Origin of the sequence: Pseudoalteromonas sp. CNC9-20 (assembly GCF_022347875.1) — a bacterium.
GTDB classification, from domain to species: Bacteria; Pseudomonadota; Gammaproteobacteria; order Enterobacterales; family Alteromonadaceae; genus Pseudoalteromonas; species Pseudoalteromonas ruthenica.
On the sequence record NZ_JAKRFS010000002.1, the window covers coordinates 638,387 to 656,676 of the forward strand.

At 50.3% G+C, this 18,290-nt stretch carries 12 protein-coding genes; 5 read left to right on the forward strand and 7 right to left on the reverse strand.

All coding sequences use genetic code 11. From position 1 onward, the window contains the following. The first annotated feature begins 15 nt into the window (after window positions 1-15). Window positions 16-285, forward strand: coding sequence for a ribbon-helix-helix domain-containing protein (locus MHM89_RS06520; protein ID WP_130145898.1), 270 nt, complete (start codon window positions 16-18; stop codon window positions 283-285). Window positions 286-393: 108 nt separating this feature from the next. Here MHM89_RS06520 and MHM89_RS06525 read toward each other — a convergent pair whose 3' ends face one another. Then, a complete protein-coding gene (locus MHM89_RS06525; RefSeq protein ID WP_022946612.1) occupies window positions 394-993 on the reverse strand; it encodes an ABC transporter substrate-binding protein in 600 nt (199 codons plus the stop codon). 234 nt (window positions 994-1,227) lie between these two features. On the opposite strand from MHM89_RS06525, the gene MHM89_RS06530 reads away from it, so the two are divergent. Next, complete coding sequence (locus MHM89_RS06530; RefSeq protein WP_239408413.1) at window positions 1,228-1,758, forward strand: acyloxyacyl hydrolase; 531 nt, start codon at window positions 1,228-1,230, stop codon at window positions 1,756-1,758. Between the two features lie 52 nt (window positions 1,759-1,810). Here MHM89_RS06530 and MHM89_RS06535 read toward each other — a convergent pair whose 3' ends face one another. Genes MHM89_RS06535 through MHM89_RS06550 form a run of 4 tightly spaced genes read right to left on the reverse strand, consistent with a single transcriptional unit; the run spans window position 1,811 to window position 8,611 of the window. Continuing rightward, window positions 1,811-2,815 (reverse strand): zinc-binding dehydrogenase, encoded by a 1,005-nt coding sequence (locus MHM89_RS06535; RefSeq protein WP_130145902.1) that lies wholly within the window; start codon window positions 2,813-2,815, stop codon window positions 1,811-1,813. Window positions 2,816-2,857: 42 nt separating this feature from the next. Beyond that, window positions 2,858-4,282: a TolC family protein gene (locus MHM89_RS06540; RefSeq protein WP_239408414.1), complete on the reverse strand. Its 1,425-nt coding sequence runs from the start codon at window positions 4,280-4,282 to the stop codon at window positions 2,858-2,860. Beyond that, entirely contained in the window at window positions 4,269-7,418 is a 3,150-nt protein-coding gene (locus tag MHM89_RS06545) for a multidrug efflux RND transporter permease subunit (RefSeq protein WP_239408415.1), read from the reverse strand. Before MHM89_RS06545 ends, MHM89_RS06540 begins: the two co-directional genes overlap by 14 nt. Window positions 7,419-7,426: 8 nt before the next feature. Then, a complete protein-coding gene (locus MHM89_RS06550; RefSeq protein ID WP_022943684.1) occupies window positions 7,427-8,611 on the reverse strand; it encodes an efflux RND transporter periplasmic adaptor subunit in 1,185 nt (394 codons plus the stop codon). 130 nt (window positions 8,612-8,741) lie between these two features. Between MHM89_RS06550 and MHM89_RS06555 the strand changes: the two genes are divergently transcribed. Continuing rightward, the gene (locus MHM89_RS06555) at window positions 8,742-9,689 is read left to right on the forward strand and encodes a LysR family transcriptional regulator (RefSeq protein ID WP_022943685.1); all 948 of its coding nucleotides are present in this window, start codon (window positions 8,742-8,744) and stop codon (window positions 9,687-9,689) included. On the opposite strand, the gene MHM89_RS06560 is transcribed toward MHM89_RS06555, so the two are convergent. Beyond that, complete coding sequence (locus MHM89_RS06560) at window positions 9,686-11,689, reverse strand: GAF domain-containing hybrid sensor histidine kinase/response regulator (protein ID WP_239408416.1); 2,004 nt, start codon at window positions 11,687-11,689, stop codon at window positions 9,686-9,688. The two genes, MHM89_RS06555 and MHM89_RS06560, sit on opposite strands and share 4 nt — an antisense overlap. 428 nt (window positions 11,690-12,117) lie before the next feature. Between MHM89_RS06560 and MHM89_RS06565 the strand changes: the two genes are divergently transcribed. After that, window positions 12,118-14,673: a TonB-dependent receptor gene (locus MHM89_RS06565; protein WP_239408417.1), complete on the forward strand. Its 2,556-nt coding sequence runs from the start codon at window positions 12,118-12,120 to the stop codon at window positions 14,671-14,673. Window positions 14,674-14,942: 269 nt separating this feature from the next. Further along, complete coding sequence (locus MHM89_RS06570; protein WP_239408418.1) at window positions 14,943-16,271, forward strand: TonB family protein; 1,329 nt, start codon at window positions 14,943-14,945, stop codon at window positions 16,269-16,271. On the opposite strand, the gene MHM89_RS06575 is transcribed toward MHM89_RS06570, so the two are convergent. Then, window positions 16,268-18,289: a transcriptional regulator gene (locus MHM89_RS06575; RefSeq protein ID WP_239408419.1), complete on the reverse strand. Its 2,022-nt coding sequence runs from the start codon at window positions 18,287-18,289 to the stop codon at window positions 16,268-16,270. The genes MHM89_RS06570 and MHM89_RS06575 overlap by 4 nt on opposite strands. Window position 18,290 lies beyond the last annotated feature (1 nt).

Consider the following 18,290-nt stretch of genomic DNA (forward strand, 5'->3'; position numbering starts at 1 on the left):
ACCCCTGAGAAATCTATGTGTGAACTCTATGCATCAACTTCCCCTGAGCGCTACAGTGTTAAAAAGCGCTCTATTCGTATTCAAGGTGTGGTTACCAGCCTCGCTTTAGAAAATGAAATTTGGCATACCTTGGAACGCATTGCTGCCCAAGAGCAGCTGCCCTTAGCGGAATTTATTTCCACCTTGTATCAGGAGGTGATTGAGCGTCATGGCAGCATAACCAACCTCGCCTCAATGCTAAGGGTCACGTGTTTAACGTACTTAGACCAGTGTAAACAAAGCTGAGTCGCTAAGGGTAGTAAAGGAATACTACATTAATAATAAAAAGCGGGTGAGCGCCTTATCGGGAGCCTCATGGGTAAAAGGCTACTCGCTCACCCCAAAGGGAAGGGATTAACTTTTCGCTGAGAGCTCTTGATTGACCTGGTCAATACCCACTTCGCTAATACGTGCAATGATCTCTTTTTGCTTCGCGTTGAGTAATGAGATGCCCTCAGCTACGAGGTCGTACACACGCCAGGTGCCAGATTTATCGCGGCGCAACTTAAACACAATATCTATGGTTGGCTTACCGGGCTCAACAATTTCGGTTTTTACCGAGGCATAGCCATTGTCACCGTGGCCGTTAGGTTTAATAAAACGCACTTCTTGGCCTTTATAACTCATCAATGCATCGGCATACGTCACCGTTAAGTAGGACTCCACCGCATCGATAAACGCCAGCGCCTGCCCCTTATTAATCTCGCGCACGTGTTTACCCAATAACTTAAACGACACAAACTTGGTATCAATGTGCGGTATTAACCGTGTTTTCACGACTTCTTTAAGTTTGGCTTTTTTGTCATCACCTTGAGCATCGACTGCGGCGATATCGACAAAGAGCTTATCGCCCACTTGCTTGAGCAGAGAAAATGGCGTATTGGTTTGCGCAGCATGAGCTGAGCCAAACGCAACAGCAAAAAAGAGTAATAAAAAATAACGATATGCTTTCATAGTGCATTCCAATGAGCTGTGAATGGTGAAATTCTAGCGCAGCGGCCTTCGCAAAGTAAGAAACAATAATGCACAGCATTGGTTCCAAAAATGCACATATCAATAACACCAGTAAAATCAGATAATTAAGGTTTTTGTGCCATAAAGGCACAGTTGTTGTGCACGGGTGCGCATTGAAACTAAAGGGGTGGATATAGATATTACCGCTACTTTTTAGCAGCTAAACACAGACGTATGAAAGCAGTAATCATCCCATTAACCTTAGCGCTAAGTTCGCTCGTTATCACGCCTGCTCAGGCAGGGCCTCGCCATGGTGTTGCCAGTCACTACATTCAAGGTGAAGGTGATGTTAAAGGCATAAAATTGGCCTATCAGTACTACGTCAACGACTATTTACCCGAGCAATTCTCCCAGTTTGATGTGTACTTCGAGAGCAGCATCAATTTTTGGCGTTACGGCAAGGACAATCAACACGATCAAAATGTGGTGGTGGCACTATCACCGGTGTTTCAATACCCGATGACCACATTCAAAGGACGACCCTTGGTGCTGGAGTTTGGTATTGGTATATCACTACTTGACGACACCCAGTTTGCTGGCAAAAACGTAAGCACTCACTACCAATTTGAAGACAGAGTTGGGGTGGTTTATAAAATGGAAAATGCCGATATTGGTGTGCGCTATATGCATTATTCGAATGCAGGGTTTAAAAGCCCGAATCCTGGCCTGGATTTTATCTCTTTTTCTTACACGCATTTCTTCTAACAGCAAAAAGGGCGCTAAGCGCCCTTTTATAAAACAATGTGCTACACCCGCATTAAGGCTGAATTTTGACCACCGGGCGCGATCGCGCACTGTGATTGTATAAGGTCGTCAGCGCATCTCGCACTGCCGCTTCGGTAAACGGGATCACTTCCAGATCCGGCGCAATAATCGCTCCCGATTGCACGTCTCCAATCAACTGTTGCCCCATAAAGCTAAGCTTTTGCTGTGCGCATAAGCTGTTCGCCAACCAAGCACCACCGAGCGACACCACAGAAATATTCGGTGCGCGGCGGAATAACAGTTCTTGGGGAATACTAGGAAAGCCATTCAAACAGGCGATACGGCCACAAAAGCGCAAATGCTCTAAGTCACATAAGAATGAGTCACCACCACAGGTGTTAAGGATAGCATCAAAGCCGCCCGGACCCAGCTCATGTTTAATGTTGCACTCCAGCCCTTCGCAATTGGCATCAAATACCACATCGGCCCCCAAAGCTTTCAGCCGCTCATGCTCCCCTGCTTCACTGTAAACGAACACCATAGCTCCGCGCAGCTTGGCATACTGAATAGCAAAATGCGCCACCGCCCCGCAGCCAGAGTCAATCAGCAGACTGTCTCCTTCTTCAAGCTGCAGCTTGTCGAGCGCTGCTAAGGCCGTCATACCGGCATTAGGCAAGGTGGCCGCAACCTCACTCGGCACCTCAGCGGGGACTTCCGATACCGCATAGTTAGGAACGGTGGCATACTCTTTGAGCATGCCTTGCGAGCCGAGGCTGGCGTTAAACATCACCCGTGCGCCCTTGGCGGGAAACACGCCTGCGGGCGCGTTCAGTACCGTTCCCACCGCATCTAGGCCCAGCACATGAGGATATTGCCAATGGCAAAAGCCTTCTGCTGCCAGCTTGGCGTCGATGTGGTTTAACGCCACATATTCAATCGCCACTAACAACTCATTGTCATCAGCGACGGGAACGCTCTGCTTATTCATGCAAAGGGCAAATTGCGGCGACGGTTCATTGATCACCATCGTTGTCATTTGCTGTGCTGACTCTGCCATAACTCTGACTCACCTCTTAAATACTGTTCATGCGCAGAACCCCTAGATGACCGGCACCTTGTGCAGTGCGCGACTCCAACGTCCACTGAGCTCGGAATATACGCCAACCTGGGCATTGAGCCAAGTGTCACGCGTGATCAGGGTATCCTGCTGTGCTATTAAAACATCTTGACGAGCGTCCAACAACTCAAGGTATGGCAACTGCCCTTCCTCGTATGCAGCACGCGCTTGTGCATAAGCCTGTTGCGACGCTTGTAAGCGCGATTGCGCCAAGTTCAATGTTTGCTGTTGTTGGAAAACGGTTTGCAGCGAAAGTTCCGCACCGGCTATGACATTACTCAAGGTTTGCCGATAGCTGTGATACTGCGCCTGCGATAAGGCTTTTTGTTGCCGCAATTGTGCCAATAGCTCGGGGTAGCTAAACAGCGACCATTGCACTTGCGGCGTAACCTGCCACTGCCCCTGAGTCTGTTGAAAATGACTGCCACCTACGCCCAACACACCGGCAAACGCACTAAGGCTAACATCGGGGTACAACGCACGTTGAGCGCTGGTGCTCAACGCCGCCTGTTCGGTTAATTGGGCAACACTGCGGCGTACATCGGGGCGTTGCATAAGCGCTTGTTGTGGGTCTAACAAGGCGAGGTTGAGAGCCCACTGTTGATATTGCGCCTCGCTTAGCGCCGTTAGCTGCAACTGCTGCGCGCTGCTATCGAGAATCATCGCTAAGGTGGCACGCTCGGCCAGCATCAAGGCTTGTAGCTGTGGCAGGCGTTGTTTTAGCTGGAAGTACTGTGAGCGGGTGCGATTGAGTTCAAACTCGGTCGCTACGCCCTCTTCGACTTGTACCGCCAATATATCCATACTTTGCGATAACGCCTCAAGTTGCCGCTCGGTCAGCTGCTGTTGTTGGGCAAACCCTTGCCAACGCATATAGCTGCGCACCGTGGTAACCACCAGCTCTTTACTGAGCTGTTGATGTGCCGCAAGTTGGGCATGGGTGCGGGCACTGGCAGCATCGGCAAGCGCGCGCAGACGCCCTGATAAATCCAGCTGCCAATTGAGCACACCGCGCGCACTGGCCTGTTCCTGCACGCCACTATATGCAGTTTGAACGTTCTTACCACGCTGCGCTTGAGCATTCAGGCCACCATTAGGCCAGTAGGCAAACTCACTGACATCCAAATTGGCCAATGCCGCCTTAATACGTGCGCTGGCGGCTTGTAAGTCTTGGTTGCGCACCAACACGCTATCCACCAGCTGGTTTAGCTCATCACTGTGCAGTTGCTGCCACCAACCGATTTCATCCGCACTGCGGTGCGCCATCAGCACCTGATTGCGCTCAAGGCGCTGCTGCGTTTGTTTGTCTGCCTGTTGCGCCTGAGCAATAATACGCTCGCCGGGAGCAGCGCAGCCTGCTAAGGCTGCGATACTCAGGGCAATGACACTCATTTTAGTTGTGTTCATGATGCGCTCCTTTTTGCCCTAAGGTCACCACATAGTAAAATACCGGCGTAAATAGTAGCCCAAATACAGTCACGCCAATCATGCCAAAGAACACCGCATTCCCCATAGCATGGCGCATTTCTGCACCGGCCCCAGAGGCCAGTACCAAAGGCACAACCCCTGCTGTAAAGGCGATAGAGGTCATAAGAATCGGGCGTAAGCGCAAGCGGCATGCTTCAATAATGGCCTGCCAATGACTGCGCCCTTGTTTGTGACTATCGCGGGCAAACTCCACCATCAAAATGGCATTCTTAGAGGCCAACGCCACCAATACAATTAAGGCGATTTGCGTGAAGATATTATTGTCGCCACCAAGTAGCCACACTCCCAGTAATGCCGAAAAAATCGTCATCGGTACAATCATAATAATCGCCAACGGCAAGCGTAAACTTTCGTACTGCGCCGCCAACACCATAAATACCAACAGCACCACTAAGGGGAATACGTAGACCATGGTATTACCGGCAAGAATTTGCTGATAGGTGACTTCGGTCCACTCATAGGCGATGCCGTTAGGCAAGGTGTCGCTGAGCACCTGCTCAATGGCCAACTTCGCTTGATCTGAGCTGTAACCCGGTGCCGGACTGCCGTTTAGCTCGGCACTGGGGTAGCCGTTGTAGTGCATGACACGATCAGGGCCGGTGGTAGCCGTGACCTTTAATACCGAGCCTAGAGGCACCATGTCGCCACTGCGATTACGCACTTTAAGCTGGGCAATTTGCTCGCGTTGCTGGCGATAATCAGCATCGGCTTGGGCTGTCACCTGATAGGTGCGACCAAAGACATTAAAGTCATTCACATACAGTGAGCCCAAATACACTTGCAGCGCATCAAACACCTCATTGAGCGGGATCCCCTGCAGCAGTGCTTGCTCGCGGTCGATATCAATGTTCATTTGCGGCACTTGAATGCGGAAGCTGGAGTATAAACCCGTTAACTCCGGTTGCTGACGCGCCTCGGCGATGACTTTTTGCAGCGCGGAAAAGAGCGCCTCAAAGCCTTTATTTGCTCTGTCTTCAAGCTGCAACTTAAAGCCACCTGTGGTGCCAAGGCCTTGAATGGGCGGCGGTGGAAACACTGCAACATAGGCTTCATCAATAGCCGCAAAACGCTGGTTAAGCTGGGCTGCGATAGCGTGTGCCGACATGCTCGGATCACTGCGCTTATCAAAGTCATCAAGGGGCGTGAACACAATGCCGCTGTTGGTGCTATTGGTAAACCCGTTCACCGATAACCCAGGGAAAGACACGGTATTAGCCACACCGGGAACTTGCAGCGCAATTTTCTCCATTTGCTGCACCACTTTGTGGGTACGCTCTAAACTGGCCGCGTCGGGCAATTGCGCCACCGCAACCAAATATTGCTTATCTTGCGCCGGAATAAACCCACCCGGGACTTGTTGAAATAACCCCACGGTGGAGCCCACTAATACCACGTACACGGCACCGACGACCACACTCATGCGCAATAACTTTTTCACCAGTCGCTCATAGCCGTTGGCGCCTTTGTCAAAGAGGCGATTAAAAGGTTTAAATAGCCAAGTTCCAAATAACCGCTCCAACAGCTGTGTTAGCTTGTCAGGCTTGGCATCATGGGGCTTAAGCAATAAAGCAGACAGCGCTGGCGATAAGGTTAAGGAGTTAAACGCCGAGATAAGCGTGGAGATAGTAATGGTTAACGCGAACTGCTTATAAAACTGACCCGATAACCCGGTGATAAACGCCGTGGGAATAAACACCGCACATAACACCAAGGCAATGGCGATAATGGGTCCGGTCACTTCGGTCATGGCAATGCGCGTGGCCGCCAATGGGCTATGGCCATTTTCAATATTACGCTCGACATTTTCGACCACCACAATGGCATCATCAACAACAATGCCGATGGCCAGTACCAGCCCAAATAACGACAAGGTGTTAATCGACACGCCGAGCCACTGCATCACCGCGAAAGTACCAATGAGGGAGACCGGCACTGCAATAAGCGGAATAATGGATGCACGCCAAGTTTGCAGGAATAAGATCACCACCACCACAACCAGTAGAATCGCCTCAAGCAAGGTTTTGATCACCGCATCAATCGAGCCGCGCACAAACACGGTAGGGTCGTAGGCAATATCGTATTCTACGCCAGCAGGAAAGTCTTGTGACAGGCGCGCCATGGTTGCACGAACATTATCGGAAAGTTCAATGGCGTTCGAACCCGGACGTTGGAAAATCGGAATGGCTAACGCCGGTTGCCCGTCTAGCATCGCCCGCAGGGCGTAATTGTCTTGCCCTAACTCGATACGAGCGACATCGGCTAAGCGGGTAATTGCGCCGTTGTCATCAACACGCACCACCACCTGCTCAAACTCGTCAACGCTGGATAACCGCCCTTTGACGTTTAACAGCACTTGAAACTGACTGCTCGTTGGTGAAGGCTGCGCGCCTAGGCTACCCGCTGCGACTTGCTGGTTTTGCTCACGCAGCGCCGCAACCACATCCATAGCTGTTAGCTGACGCTCGGCCAGCGCACTGGGGTTGAGCCACACGCGCATAGCGTATTTACCACCGCCAAACATCTGCACATCGCCAACACTGCTCAGGCGTGCCAACTCATCCTTGATATACAAATCGGCATAGTTCGACATGTACGAGGTATCGTGGGTCTTTTCAGGAGAATAGAGATGAACAACCATAGCCAAATTCGGCGAGGACTTTTGGGCCACCACGCCTAAGCGCTGCACTTCTTGCGGCAATCGCGGCAAGGCGCTATTCACTCGGTTTTGGACCTGCACCTGAGCGCGATCCAGGTCTGTTCCCAAGGCAAAGGTCACCGTCAGGGTGAGGCGGCCATCACTGGTGGCTTGAGAAGACATGTACAACATGTTCTCAAGGCCATTTATTTCCTGCTCTAACGGCGTGGCAACGGTTTCAGCGATCACCTTAGGGTTAGCGCCGGGGTAAGTGGCATTGACCACCACCGTAGGCGGCACGACCTCAGGGTATTCACTGACCGGTAGCTGGAATAATGAAATAGCCCCGGTGATCACAAACACCAAAGACAACATGGCCGCAAAAATCGGCCGGTTTATAAAAAAGTGTGAAAAATTCATACGCTCCCCTAACGCGCTGCGCTTAATGCATTATCAGCGCCCTGCGCCGGTGCCATAACAAAGCGCGTGTCGCTAAAGTTAAGTGGGATTTCGTTCACCGACACCGTCATACCCGGGCCGACACGCGCAGGACCATTGGCAACCACCAATTCACCCGGCTCCAGTCCTGATTGAATAGCGCGAAACTCACCATAACGCTCACCGAGCTGCACTCGGCGGTATTGCAAGGTGTTATCACCATCAACGGTCAGCACAAAACGGTTTTTCAAATCGGTGCCAATGGCACGCTCCGGAACAATGGCTGTTGGGCTGGCCCCTTGTGCCGCTAAATTAATGCGCGCAAAAGCACCGGGCTTTAACTGATGAGCGACAGCGTCAAATACCGCACGGATGCGCAAGGTCCCGGTTCTGGCATTAATTTCATTGTCGATAAAATCAATGCGCCCAGTGATTGCCTCGCCCTCTGCACTTTTACGCAAGTTTTGTAGAATAACGCGCGCCTGAGATTGCGCATTAATACCGGCAAAATCTTGATACCAGGTGCGCTCGTCAACATTAAAGTAAGCGTAAACACGGTCGTTAGAGACAATACGCGTTAACACATCTTGGCCTGCGGTGATGTGGTTGCCGGCTGTGATTTCGGCGCGGGAGATAACGCCATTAATCGGCGAGCGTATGGTCGCAAACGCTAAATCGAGCTCGGCGGCTTGCAGCTCAGCTTTAAGAGCACTGCGCTCGGCTTGGCGCTGCTTTAAAATCGCATCGCGTTGCCCTGCTTGTTCCGTGGACATGGCATTTTTTGCCAGTAGACGCTGCGCCCGCTGCGCCTCACGCTCGGCCTGTGCCAATGCTGCTGAGTTGCTGATCAATTGCGCTTTTAAACGGTCCACTTGGGCGGCAAAAGGACGTGGGTCAATTTGAAATAACGGCTGACCCTTCTGTACCTGCTCACCCTCACTAAAAAAGGTTTGCGTAATTTGTCCAGATACCCGGCTTTTCAGCGCCACTTTGCTCGGCGCCTCCAACCGCGTAGTGAAACTGTGCCAACGCTGCGCGGGTTGCATTTGCACGCTGGCCACATCGATGGTCATCATTGGCCCCTGAGGGGTTGCTTGCTGGCTGGCTTGCTCCGAGCAGCCTGCTAGTATCAATGCAGCACTTAATAGTACCGCTGTTGTTTGCGCCAATCGCATAGTTTATCTCCTTGTTCGAAAGTACTGTCGATCCTAAGGAAAGCGATTGATGATAAAAATAGTGGTTTTATAAAAACATTAATGCCAGAATGGCACCAATAAATCATCGCACTGTCATGCAGGCCGCACTATGGATACCACAAGCCGTTTAATTATGCTGCTCGAAGTGGTTGAGCAAGGCTCTTTTTCTAAAGCCGCAGAGATGCGCAATATCGATCGCTCGGTGATCTCAAAGCAAATTAGTAAGCTCGAAGATGAGCTCGGTGTGCGATTGCTCAATAGAACCACTCGTTCATTTTCGCTTACGGCGGCGGGCGCAGAAATGGTGAAAAAAGCCAAAGAACTGCGCTTGTTGCTCAATGACACCGTGCAATTGGCGGAAAACTACCACCAGGAGCCACGCGGTTTGCTGCGTATCACCACTTCCACTATTTTGGGCCGACGCTACATACAGCCGGTGATCAATGATTTTCAAAAGCGCTTTCCGCAGGTGAGCATTGATATGCGTTTGGACGATCGCTTAGTGGACATGGTTTCCGAAGGATTTGACTTGGCCTTTCGCGTAGGTGAGCCCCGCGATTCATCTTTGATTGCACGAAAGCTGGCTCGTAACCGCGTGCTACTGCTGGCTACTCCGCAGTTTGTCAATGCCTATGGCGAGCCGCAAAGTATGGAGGAGTTGGGTAAACTGCCTGCAGCCACTTATCATAGTGCGCACAAACGCGTCGATACTATTAGCTACATCAATGACCAGGGTGAGCAGTGTGAACAAGGGATCAATGCGGTCTACAGCGCCAATGATGGCGAGGTATTGCTGGATAAAGTGCTCTCGCATACGGCCTACGTGTTAGCGCCTGCTTTTTTAATTAACGACGAGATTAAAAGCGGTAAATTAGTGCCGTTGCTGCCCCATATTACTCTACCCGATTACAGTGCCATGTACGCCTTGTACCCACACCGTGATTTACCGGTGCGAACACGGCTTTTCCTTGATGCTGTGCGCCATTACATTGGTGAAGGGGTGCCACGTTGGGAGCGTAATATTCCCGGCTTAGATAACTTGTATCAGGGCCGTTAACGCCCGTGTAATGCATCGGTAATTTGCGTAAAGCCAACTGGTTTACCGATAAAGCTGTCCATTCCCGCCTCCAAGCAACGCTTTTTATCGAGCTCAGAAATATTGGCTGTGAGCGCGATAATATGGGGCTGCTTTATATCTGCGTTGCCGCGAATTTGTGCCGTAGCGCCAAAGCCATCTAGCACCGGCATTACGCAGTCCATAAAGACCACGTCATAACCGTCCTGCGTGTTACCCACCAACTCCACCGCTTGCTCGCCATGCTCGGCAAAATCGGCATTTAATCCCAGTTTACCTAACAACGCTTTCATTACTACGCGGTTCATCTGGTTATCATCAACCACTAAGATGCGTAAATCAGGGTTGATCCCTTGGGTATCAGGCAGGCTTCGCAGCTGCGTGGCAATCGGCTCGCCCTTCGCAAGCTTGATGGTAAAGGCGAACTGACTGCCCTGGTCGGGCTCACTCTCAACCTCAACATGGCCACCCATTAACCGGCACAGCTCATAGACAATCGACAAACCCAGACCAGTGCCGCCAAATTCACGAGCTATATGCGAACCACCTTGGGTGAAAGGCGTAAATAATGCCTTTCGTACTTGTTCATTCATGCCCACACCGGTATCTACAACTTGGGCCTGCAAGGTGTAACCTGTCTTACTTTCAGCAAGTTGGGCACTTAAGGTAATACTGCCTCGGTGGGTAAATTTAAGGGCATTACTAAGCAAGTTGGTGAGGATTTGTTTGATTCTCATGCCATCGGCTTTTACCCAAGCCTCGTTACTGACATCGAATCGATGGTTCAGGGTAATGCCTTTTTGCGCGCACAAAGGTTGATAGACAGAGATCACATCGTTAAGTAATAGCCCGACATTCAGGTCTTGATGCTCTAAGTGCATCTGCCCTGCATCTATCTTCGAATAATCAAGTACATCATTGACCAAGCGCACTAAGGTATCAGCACCACTGAGCGCAAGCTCAACACGCTGTGAGATTACCTGTAAATCTTCCTCTCCTTGCATCGCTAGCAACATGCCGTTAATGCCATTGATGGGGGTTCGCAGTTCATGACTGATTTTTGCTAAAAAGGCACTGCGGGTACTTAATAGGTGCTCAGCTTGCTCACGTTGCTGCGCGAGGGCCTGGCGTGTGTTGACAATATCTGTGATATCTTGAATTGCACCATTTATACGCACGCATTGACCCTGTTCACACTCTGGTTTGCCCTTTATCGCCACCCATTTTTGTTGGCCATCTCGGGCAGTCAATGCAACCTCACAGCTCCAGGGTTGGTGCTCAGCAATTGCATGATTGATGTGCTGTTCAATTTTGTCCCGCTCAGTTGGCACGTAGAATGATAGCGCTTCACTTAAGGTCGGTTGAAAATCATCAGTGACACCATGAATGACTTTGGTTTGTTTTGACCAATATAAGCTATCGCGCACTAAGTCGACCTCCCAGGCACCGATTAGCGCCAGCTCACTCATGGCTTTAAGGGATTGATGTTGCAATCTAAGTGCTTGAATGTCTTGATACCTGGCTATCTCAATGCCTATCCACTGGCCGAGTAAGGTCACGTAATCGAGCTGCTCACGAGTGAACGCTTGATGGTGAATATTTGGCGAGGAAAAGTTGATGGTGCCATAGACTCGACCCGCCACCTCAATAGGTGCACCAATGTAACTTTCCAATTGGAAGTTGATGTAACAAGGGTGGGTTGCGATATCGCTATTTCCTGCGTGCTCAAACGCCAAAGCGGACTTAGCATGCAGTGTATGCGTGCAGTAGGTTTCACCGAGGTTAAAATGTGTTCCTACAGCCAATGAATCATCAGGGGTTATAACATGCTCAACAATGTAGTCTTTACCATCAATTCGGCTGACAATGGCGATATCCAGTGCAAATTCATCAAGGCCGAAGCGCATTAAACGATGCACTTTTTCAAAGAAGCTGAGCTGTTGATCTGAGGTGATCTGATGTAGTCGAGCCAGTGTGCTCACGCAAATCCTTAGCAGCATTAAGCGAAAAAATAGCGGAGTATCCCCGCTGGGTACTCACTCTAGTATCACCAATAACAGCCGAATTATCTACCTCAGTGTAAAAATTCAGCCTTTGTTCGCAGCTAGACATAAAAAAACGCTCAAACCACGAATAAGTAAACTTAATTTATTTACCGGACCCCAAAATAAGCTTCAACTAAAAACAATTAATAATCATAGAGATAAAAAATAAAACCCAGTAATTCATAACTTTTCATAGTGATTCAAGACTCAAAATGCGTACTCGACCTAGGTTGATGGCAGACAAATGATAACGCTGTCATTTGTCGTGTTTGTAGCAGTCAAATAATAACTAAATGCGCTCCTTCGGGCAGTGTGCCGCCACAGGCCGAGCACAAGGGAGCACAACAACACCAAGGGGAAAGTTTATGAGTCATCAACTCACACCCGTCGCTTGGGCCATTGGCCTTGCTTGTATTGCGGGGTCGTTTAGCACACCGGTGCAAGCGCAACAGCCGCAGGCCACCAGCAGCGATATGGAAGTGATTCAAGTGCGTGGTATTCGTTCCAGCGTTGTGCGTTCGATGAATACCAAACGCTATGCCAATGCGGTCGTCGATGCCGTTACCGCAGAAGATATTGGCAAATTTCCGGACCAAAATGTTGCCGAGTCGCTGCAGCGTATTACTGGCGTATCCATCACTCGCAGTTACGGTGAGGGCGAGCGCGTCAGTATTCGCGGTACACCAGAAAGCCAAAACCGGACGTTGCTCAACGGCCAAGCGGTGGGCTCCGCCGATTGGTGGACCAACTCAGCACCCAGTCGCGGCTTTAATTACACCATGCTGCCCTCAGAGATTGTTTCTGGACTGGAAGTGTATAAATCACCAGAAGCCGACCTAGATGAAGGCTCTATTGGTGGCACCGTGATCGTGAAAACACGTAAACCATTGGACTTGCCCGCCCACAAGATTGCCGGCTCGGCATTAGCGCAATACAGCGAGGTATCCGGTGAGACCGATCCGCAGCTATCGATAATGTACAACTATAAAAATGAGCAAGAGAATTTCGGTGCGCTATTGTCGTTAATTCGCCAAGAGCGCAACCTTCGACGCGATGGTATCGAAGCTTGGAGTTGGATAGACAGAAACATTACCACCGCAGCGGGCGATACCTATAGCAATGTCTACAGCCCAGGAGGCGGCGGCTCAGCGATGTTCACCCAGGAACGCGTGCGCACGGGTTACACACTGGCATTGCAATATCGTCCCACCGATGAGCTCGACATCAGTTTCAACGCTTTAGATTTTACCTTAGATGCCGACAACACCAACCAAAACTTCCTTTGGTTACCCGGATACGGTGGCTCTAACTACCTTGATGCTGAGGTCATCGACCACCCCGTTGTTGGCGATATGCTGGTCGCTGGGACCTTAGGGTTATCTCCTGATGGCAATAATATCTTGGATGAAACTAAGGTACGTAACTCGCAAATAGATACGCTTTCTTATGACTTAAAAGTGGTGCACCAAGGTGTACTTTGGAAAAGCAGTGTACACCTTGGCTATACCGAAGGCAGCGGCGGTAGCCAAGCTGACCGCAGTGTCGGCTGGGAGGGTAACTATCAGCATAGTTTCGATACCAGTCTGGTTGAGGATGTACGCACTGAATATGGCGCCGACCCAGCGGATGGTCGTAATTGGGACTTAGGTTTTTTACGCTATGACAGCAATGATGCCAAAGATGACGAAAGCTACATTCAATTCGATTTTGAACGCCCTATTGATGTAGCGGTATTTAGCGCTATTAAACTAGGTATAAAGTACCGCGACCATACGCGCTTTAATACGAAACACACCACCGATGCGCGTACCGATCTGGGTTGGAACCTTGGCGACTATGCCAACACCATGCCCAGTGACTATCTTGACGGTTTAGGCAGTCCCGGCACGCTCACTAATTATGCCATTACTGACTCTGACAAAGTCCGTCGCGAGGGCGATGCCCTAGACTGGCAATATCGTGTCCTAAAAGCCAGTACTTTTGAGATAAGCGAGAAAATAACCGCAGGCTATGTCAAAGCCACGATTGATGTGGAAGGTATGCGCGGCAACTTGGGAGTACGCTTGGTTCAAACACAGCAAGACTCGGGCGCCTACGCGGGTGCCGAAGGCGCACAGGTGTGGACACAACAAGATAAAGACTATTTCGATATTCTCCCAAGTATCAACTTGGCTATCGACCTGAATGACGACTTGTTGATGCGCTTTAGTGCAGCGCGCGTGATGTCGCGCCCGGATTACGCAGACTTGAGCTCGGCCACCTCCTATAACAAGGAAACCCAGACCGGGACCGGAGGGAATCCTGACCTCGACCCTTATCGCGCTGATCAGTTTGATACTGGCTTAGAGTGGTACTTCAATGAAGCAGGGCTACTATCTGGCGTGTTCTTTTACAAAGACATTCAATCCTTTATCGATAGCACACCCAACTTAGAGGTACATGAAGGAGTTGAGATATTAATTAGCCGCCCCGTTAATGGTCGTGCTGGGCGCATTCAAGGCTTAGAACTTGGCTACCAGCAAGAGTTGTATCAAGGTTTTGGCATCGGTGCCAACTACACCTATGTCGACGGTGAGGCGAAAAATGATGAGGGTGACGATGTTACCATTCCTGGTAACTCAAAACACACCATCAACCTCAGCGCATACTACGAGAGTGCGCGCTTTAGTGGCCGTATTTCATATAACTATCGCACCGGTTACGACACCGGCCGAGATTGGCCCGGGTACATCGATGATTATGGTCAAATTGATGCCAATCTGACCTACAACATTAACGATAACGTCGCGGTGGTGTTAGAAGCCATTAACCTCACCGATGAGCATACGTTTAGCTATCAGGAGGAGGATGTAAAACAAGCCCTGACTTCGGTCTATGCCGATGGCCGACGATTTACTGCCGGCGTACGCTTTAACTTTTAGCCCCTTCCCCTCAATATCAACTCTGCCACTTATCGTTGGTATTGAGGGTGTTAGCAGCCATGCGCGGCTAGCACAGGCCCGCCAAGGAGGCCGTCTCCACGACCATAGGCAACGGGCCTTTATCCCCTAGTGGGGAAGCTAATAGCTCTTTGGCAAGGTGCCAATGATTATATGCTGTTAGCTTTTTTTTCACTTAGTTTGTACAATTGATTCGTTTTAAATCGCCAGAAGAAGCGCTTTGTTGCTGATATTAAAAGGCTTTACTTATATTGCGCCGTACTAACCTCGCCTCAACGACCTTTGTTATATTGTTGGTATCGCTCAGTTATGCGCTGCCGGTACGTGGCGATCTTGCTAGTGCCACCAAAGCCTACCAAGCGCAACAATACACTGAGGCGTATCAGCAATTTAAAACCCTAGCGACGCTGGGTAATGTCGATGCACTCTATAATTTAGCAGTGATGAATTTACACGGCCAAGGCCGTGAGCAAAACCTTAACAAAGCCTTTAGTTACTTTGTGTTAGCCGGTGATTATGGCTTGTCTGCAGCCGATAACCATGCCCGCCTCATTGCGCAGCAATTAGAGCATAACCCCGAGCACAGCGAGATCTTCACGCAGTTGGCGCATCAATTCGATATTAGGGAGTATAATCTTCGCTTGGGGTTCGAAAACAGTGACCTTGGCAATACCTCCACGCTCAGTACGACCTATCAAGTACAACCTAACTACCCCAGCCATGCGATTAAAAAAGGCATAGAGGGCTGGGTTTGGGCCGAGTTCGATATTGACGCCAGTGGCGCGGTAAAAAATACCGTGGTTATTGATGCCTACCCACCCCATGTGTTTGAAGAAAGCGTCCTTGCGGCGCTAAAGCGCTGGCGTTATGTCCCGCCCGAAAGCCAAAATGCCCGTCGCGGGCGTTCCTTGCTGTATCACTTCAATACTCATAAAGGTGAGCGCTATCGACAAAGTTTCACTAGCCAACAACGCCTTTATGCAGAAGAGATCAGTGCGCTTGTCGAAGCGGCAGAGCAAGGACAAAGCGACATTCAGTACCGCATTGCCACTTGGCTCAGCTCTGAGCAGTACAATGTCAGTCAATTACTTAAAGCGCACTGGCCAGATAACGATGCCAACATCACCTTATTGCGCGCCAGCGCGCAAAATAACAACGCTAAAGCGCAGTACCGCTTAGCAAAAAAATTGCTTAACAACAGTGATCCACGCACTCGCCAGATTGGCCTAAATTGGCTTCGTGTGGCCGCCAACAATCAACTGAGCGCTGCGCAATGGACCTTGAGCTTACACACCACCAACTCCGAGCGCAAAATGTGGCTCAAACGCAGCGCCAAGCAAGGTCATTTACGCGCTCAGATTGACTTGGTGCAGCTACTACTTGAGGAGCCAAAAAGCGCTGAGCAAGACATAACTTTTTGGCTGAACCAAGCACAACAACAGGACAACACGCACCCTGACTTATTGTGGGCACAGGCCCTATTTAATAAGCATCGCGGCCAAGCCTATCAGCAGCTTATGTTGCAAGCCCGACAACAAGCACAGTCACGAGGCTGGTCTGAGGCTGCATATCAAGATTAAAGGGTATTGATGACGATATCGTACTCAAAGTCAGTAACTTGGTTGTACACTAAACGCGAGCCATCGCTGGATGTCGCCAAAGACAACGATACATCGGCGCCGTAACCATAAAAACCAAGCTCTCCAATATACGTATTCTGCCTTGGATTGTGTGTGTAACGATACAAACTCAGCTGATGCCCTTGGCGAATCACATAATAAATGCCCCCTTTGAATATCGCCGGTCGATAGATACGCATTGAATCAGCAATCACATCGCTGGGGATAAAGGCGCTAATACGTGCTTGCCACACTGCTAAAGGCTCATTTTGCGGCGCTAGCTTATCGCTGCTAGGGGACGCCACCCGAGAGTCTAAATCATATTGCCATACCTTCCATGGCACGTTTTCATCATCGCGGATATGATACTGGATGTGCTTATCATTGGCGCTAAACTGCGCCATCTTCAGGCCATATTGGGGATCCACTATCTGCACCAGCGTGCGCGAGAACACATGCAGTAAATACAGGCTATTATCAACATTGTGTATCAATAAGTAGTCGCCATCGTGGGAGTAACGCATAGATTTAATGCGGGTATTAGCAGGGAATGAAGCTAATAAGCTTGGGGAGCTTTGCTGCTGGCGCTTTTGCCAAATTTCAACGGGCAAGTTCCTAGGATCGCCTGCTTTGGCATATGAGGCGTAAGCCAGCTGCTCGCCATTGGCTGACAAAGTGGGGATCACATCGAGCCGCGTTGATGAACTTAACTGGGCTGAATGAAGCGTCCCTGGGGAGCGCCACGTGGCGGCAAAAAGGTTGACTCCAAAACTCCCCTCATTATGCACCACTCGCGTGCCCGCTTCGCTATGACTTACACTCAAATCCTGACCTAACGCAGCGGTGTCGCCAAAGCTTTGCTTCCCACCATCTAAGGTAACCAGATGCAGCTTTTGCGCACCCACCCAAAGCCCATTTTCAGACCAGGTAAGACTTTGAATAGGGTGAGTGGAGGTAAACAACTGTTGTTGTGAGCCGCTATCAATATGTCGCACCCAAACCTGAAACTGATTTCGTTCGCTGACCACATACGCCAACTGATTATCCTGGCTTAACGCCGCCACTGTGCTAGGCAGCTGAGCAATAACTTGGCGCTGGGTTAAGTGCGCTCGGGCCTGCAATTGCAAGCGATACGTCACCAGAGCAATCTCACCTTGGTGCCATTCAAATAGCCATACCGTGTCGGCACTGGGCCAAAACACCGGGCTGCCTCCCACTCGTTGCTGACAGTGCCCTAAACTTATGTCTTTTGCTAGACGCCAAAGCTCAACGGGCTGCGATGTCGGTAAAAGACGTAAGTCACAGCCAAATGCATCAAGGCGCTCATACAGCAGCCAGTGACCGTCTTTGGAAAAGGCCAACGCCTGTTCACTATACCCTGAAGTGCGAATGCTGTGGTGGGCATGGCTGTGGGTGTCGTAAATCATTAAATCAAAATGTCGGCGGTTTTCAGCACGTTGCGAATAGGCTAGGTAACGGCCATGATGTGAAAGCGTTAAATGGGTCTCGCCACCGGGAGCTGAGGAAGCCCGGTATTGTTCACTAAAGTGCTGCACTGAAGAGCCTTTCGGCCACACCCACACTAGGATAACAAGGGCCAGTGTCAGTGCTGCCATCCCGAGCCAAGGCAACCGCTCATTAAACGCAGAACGCTGAATAGTTACAGGCGTAACCTCAGCAATAAGTTGATAGCCAATGCGCGGGACGGTTCTAATAAATCGAGGTTGACCCTTATCATCGGCTAACTTTTTGCGCAGCTGGGTGATCAATTGGCTCAACGAGTTATCGCTTACCACCACATCGCCCCATACCGCATTGAGGATATGCTCGCGACTCACGGCCTCGCCCGGACGCTCGGCAAGTACCCGCAACAGCGCACTTTGCTTTGCCTCCAAAGGATACCAACGACCCTGGCGACGCACGCGCATGGCCGCAAAGTCGACAAGGATATCGCCGATATAACATGATTGATTTGCCACA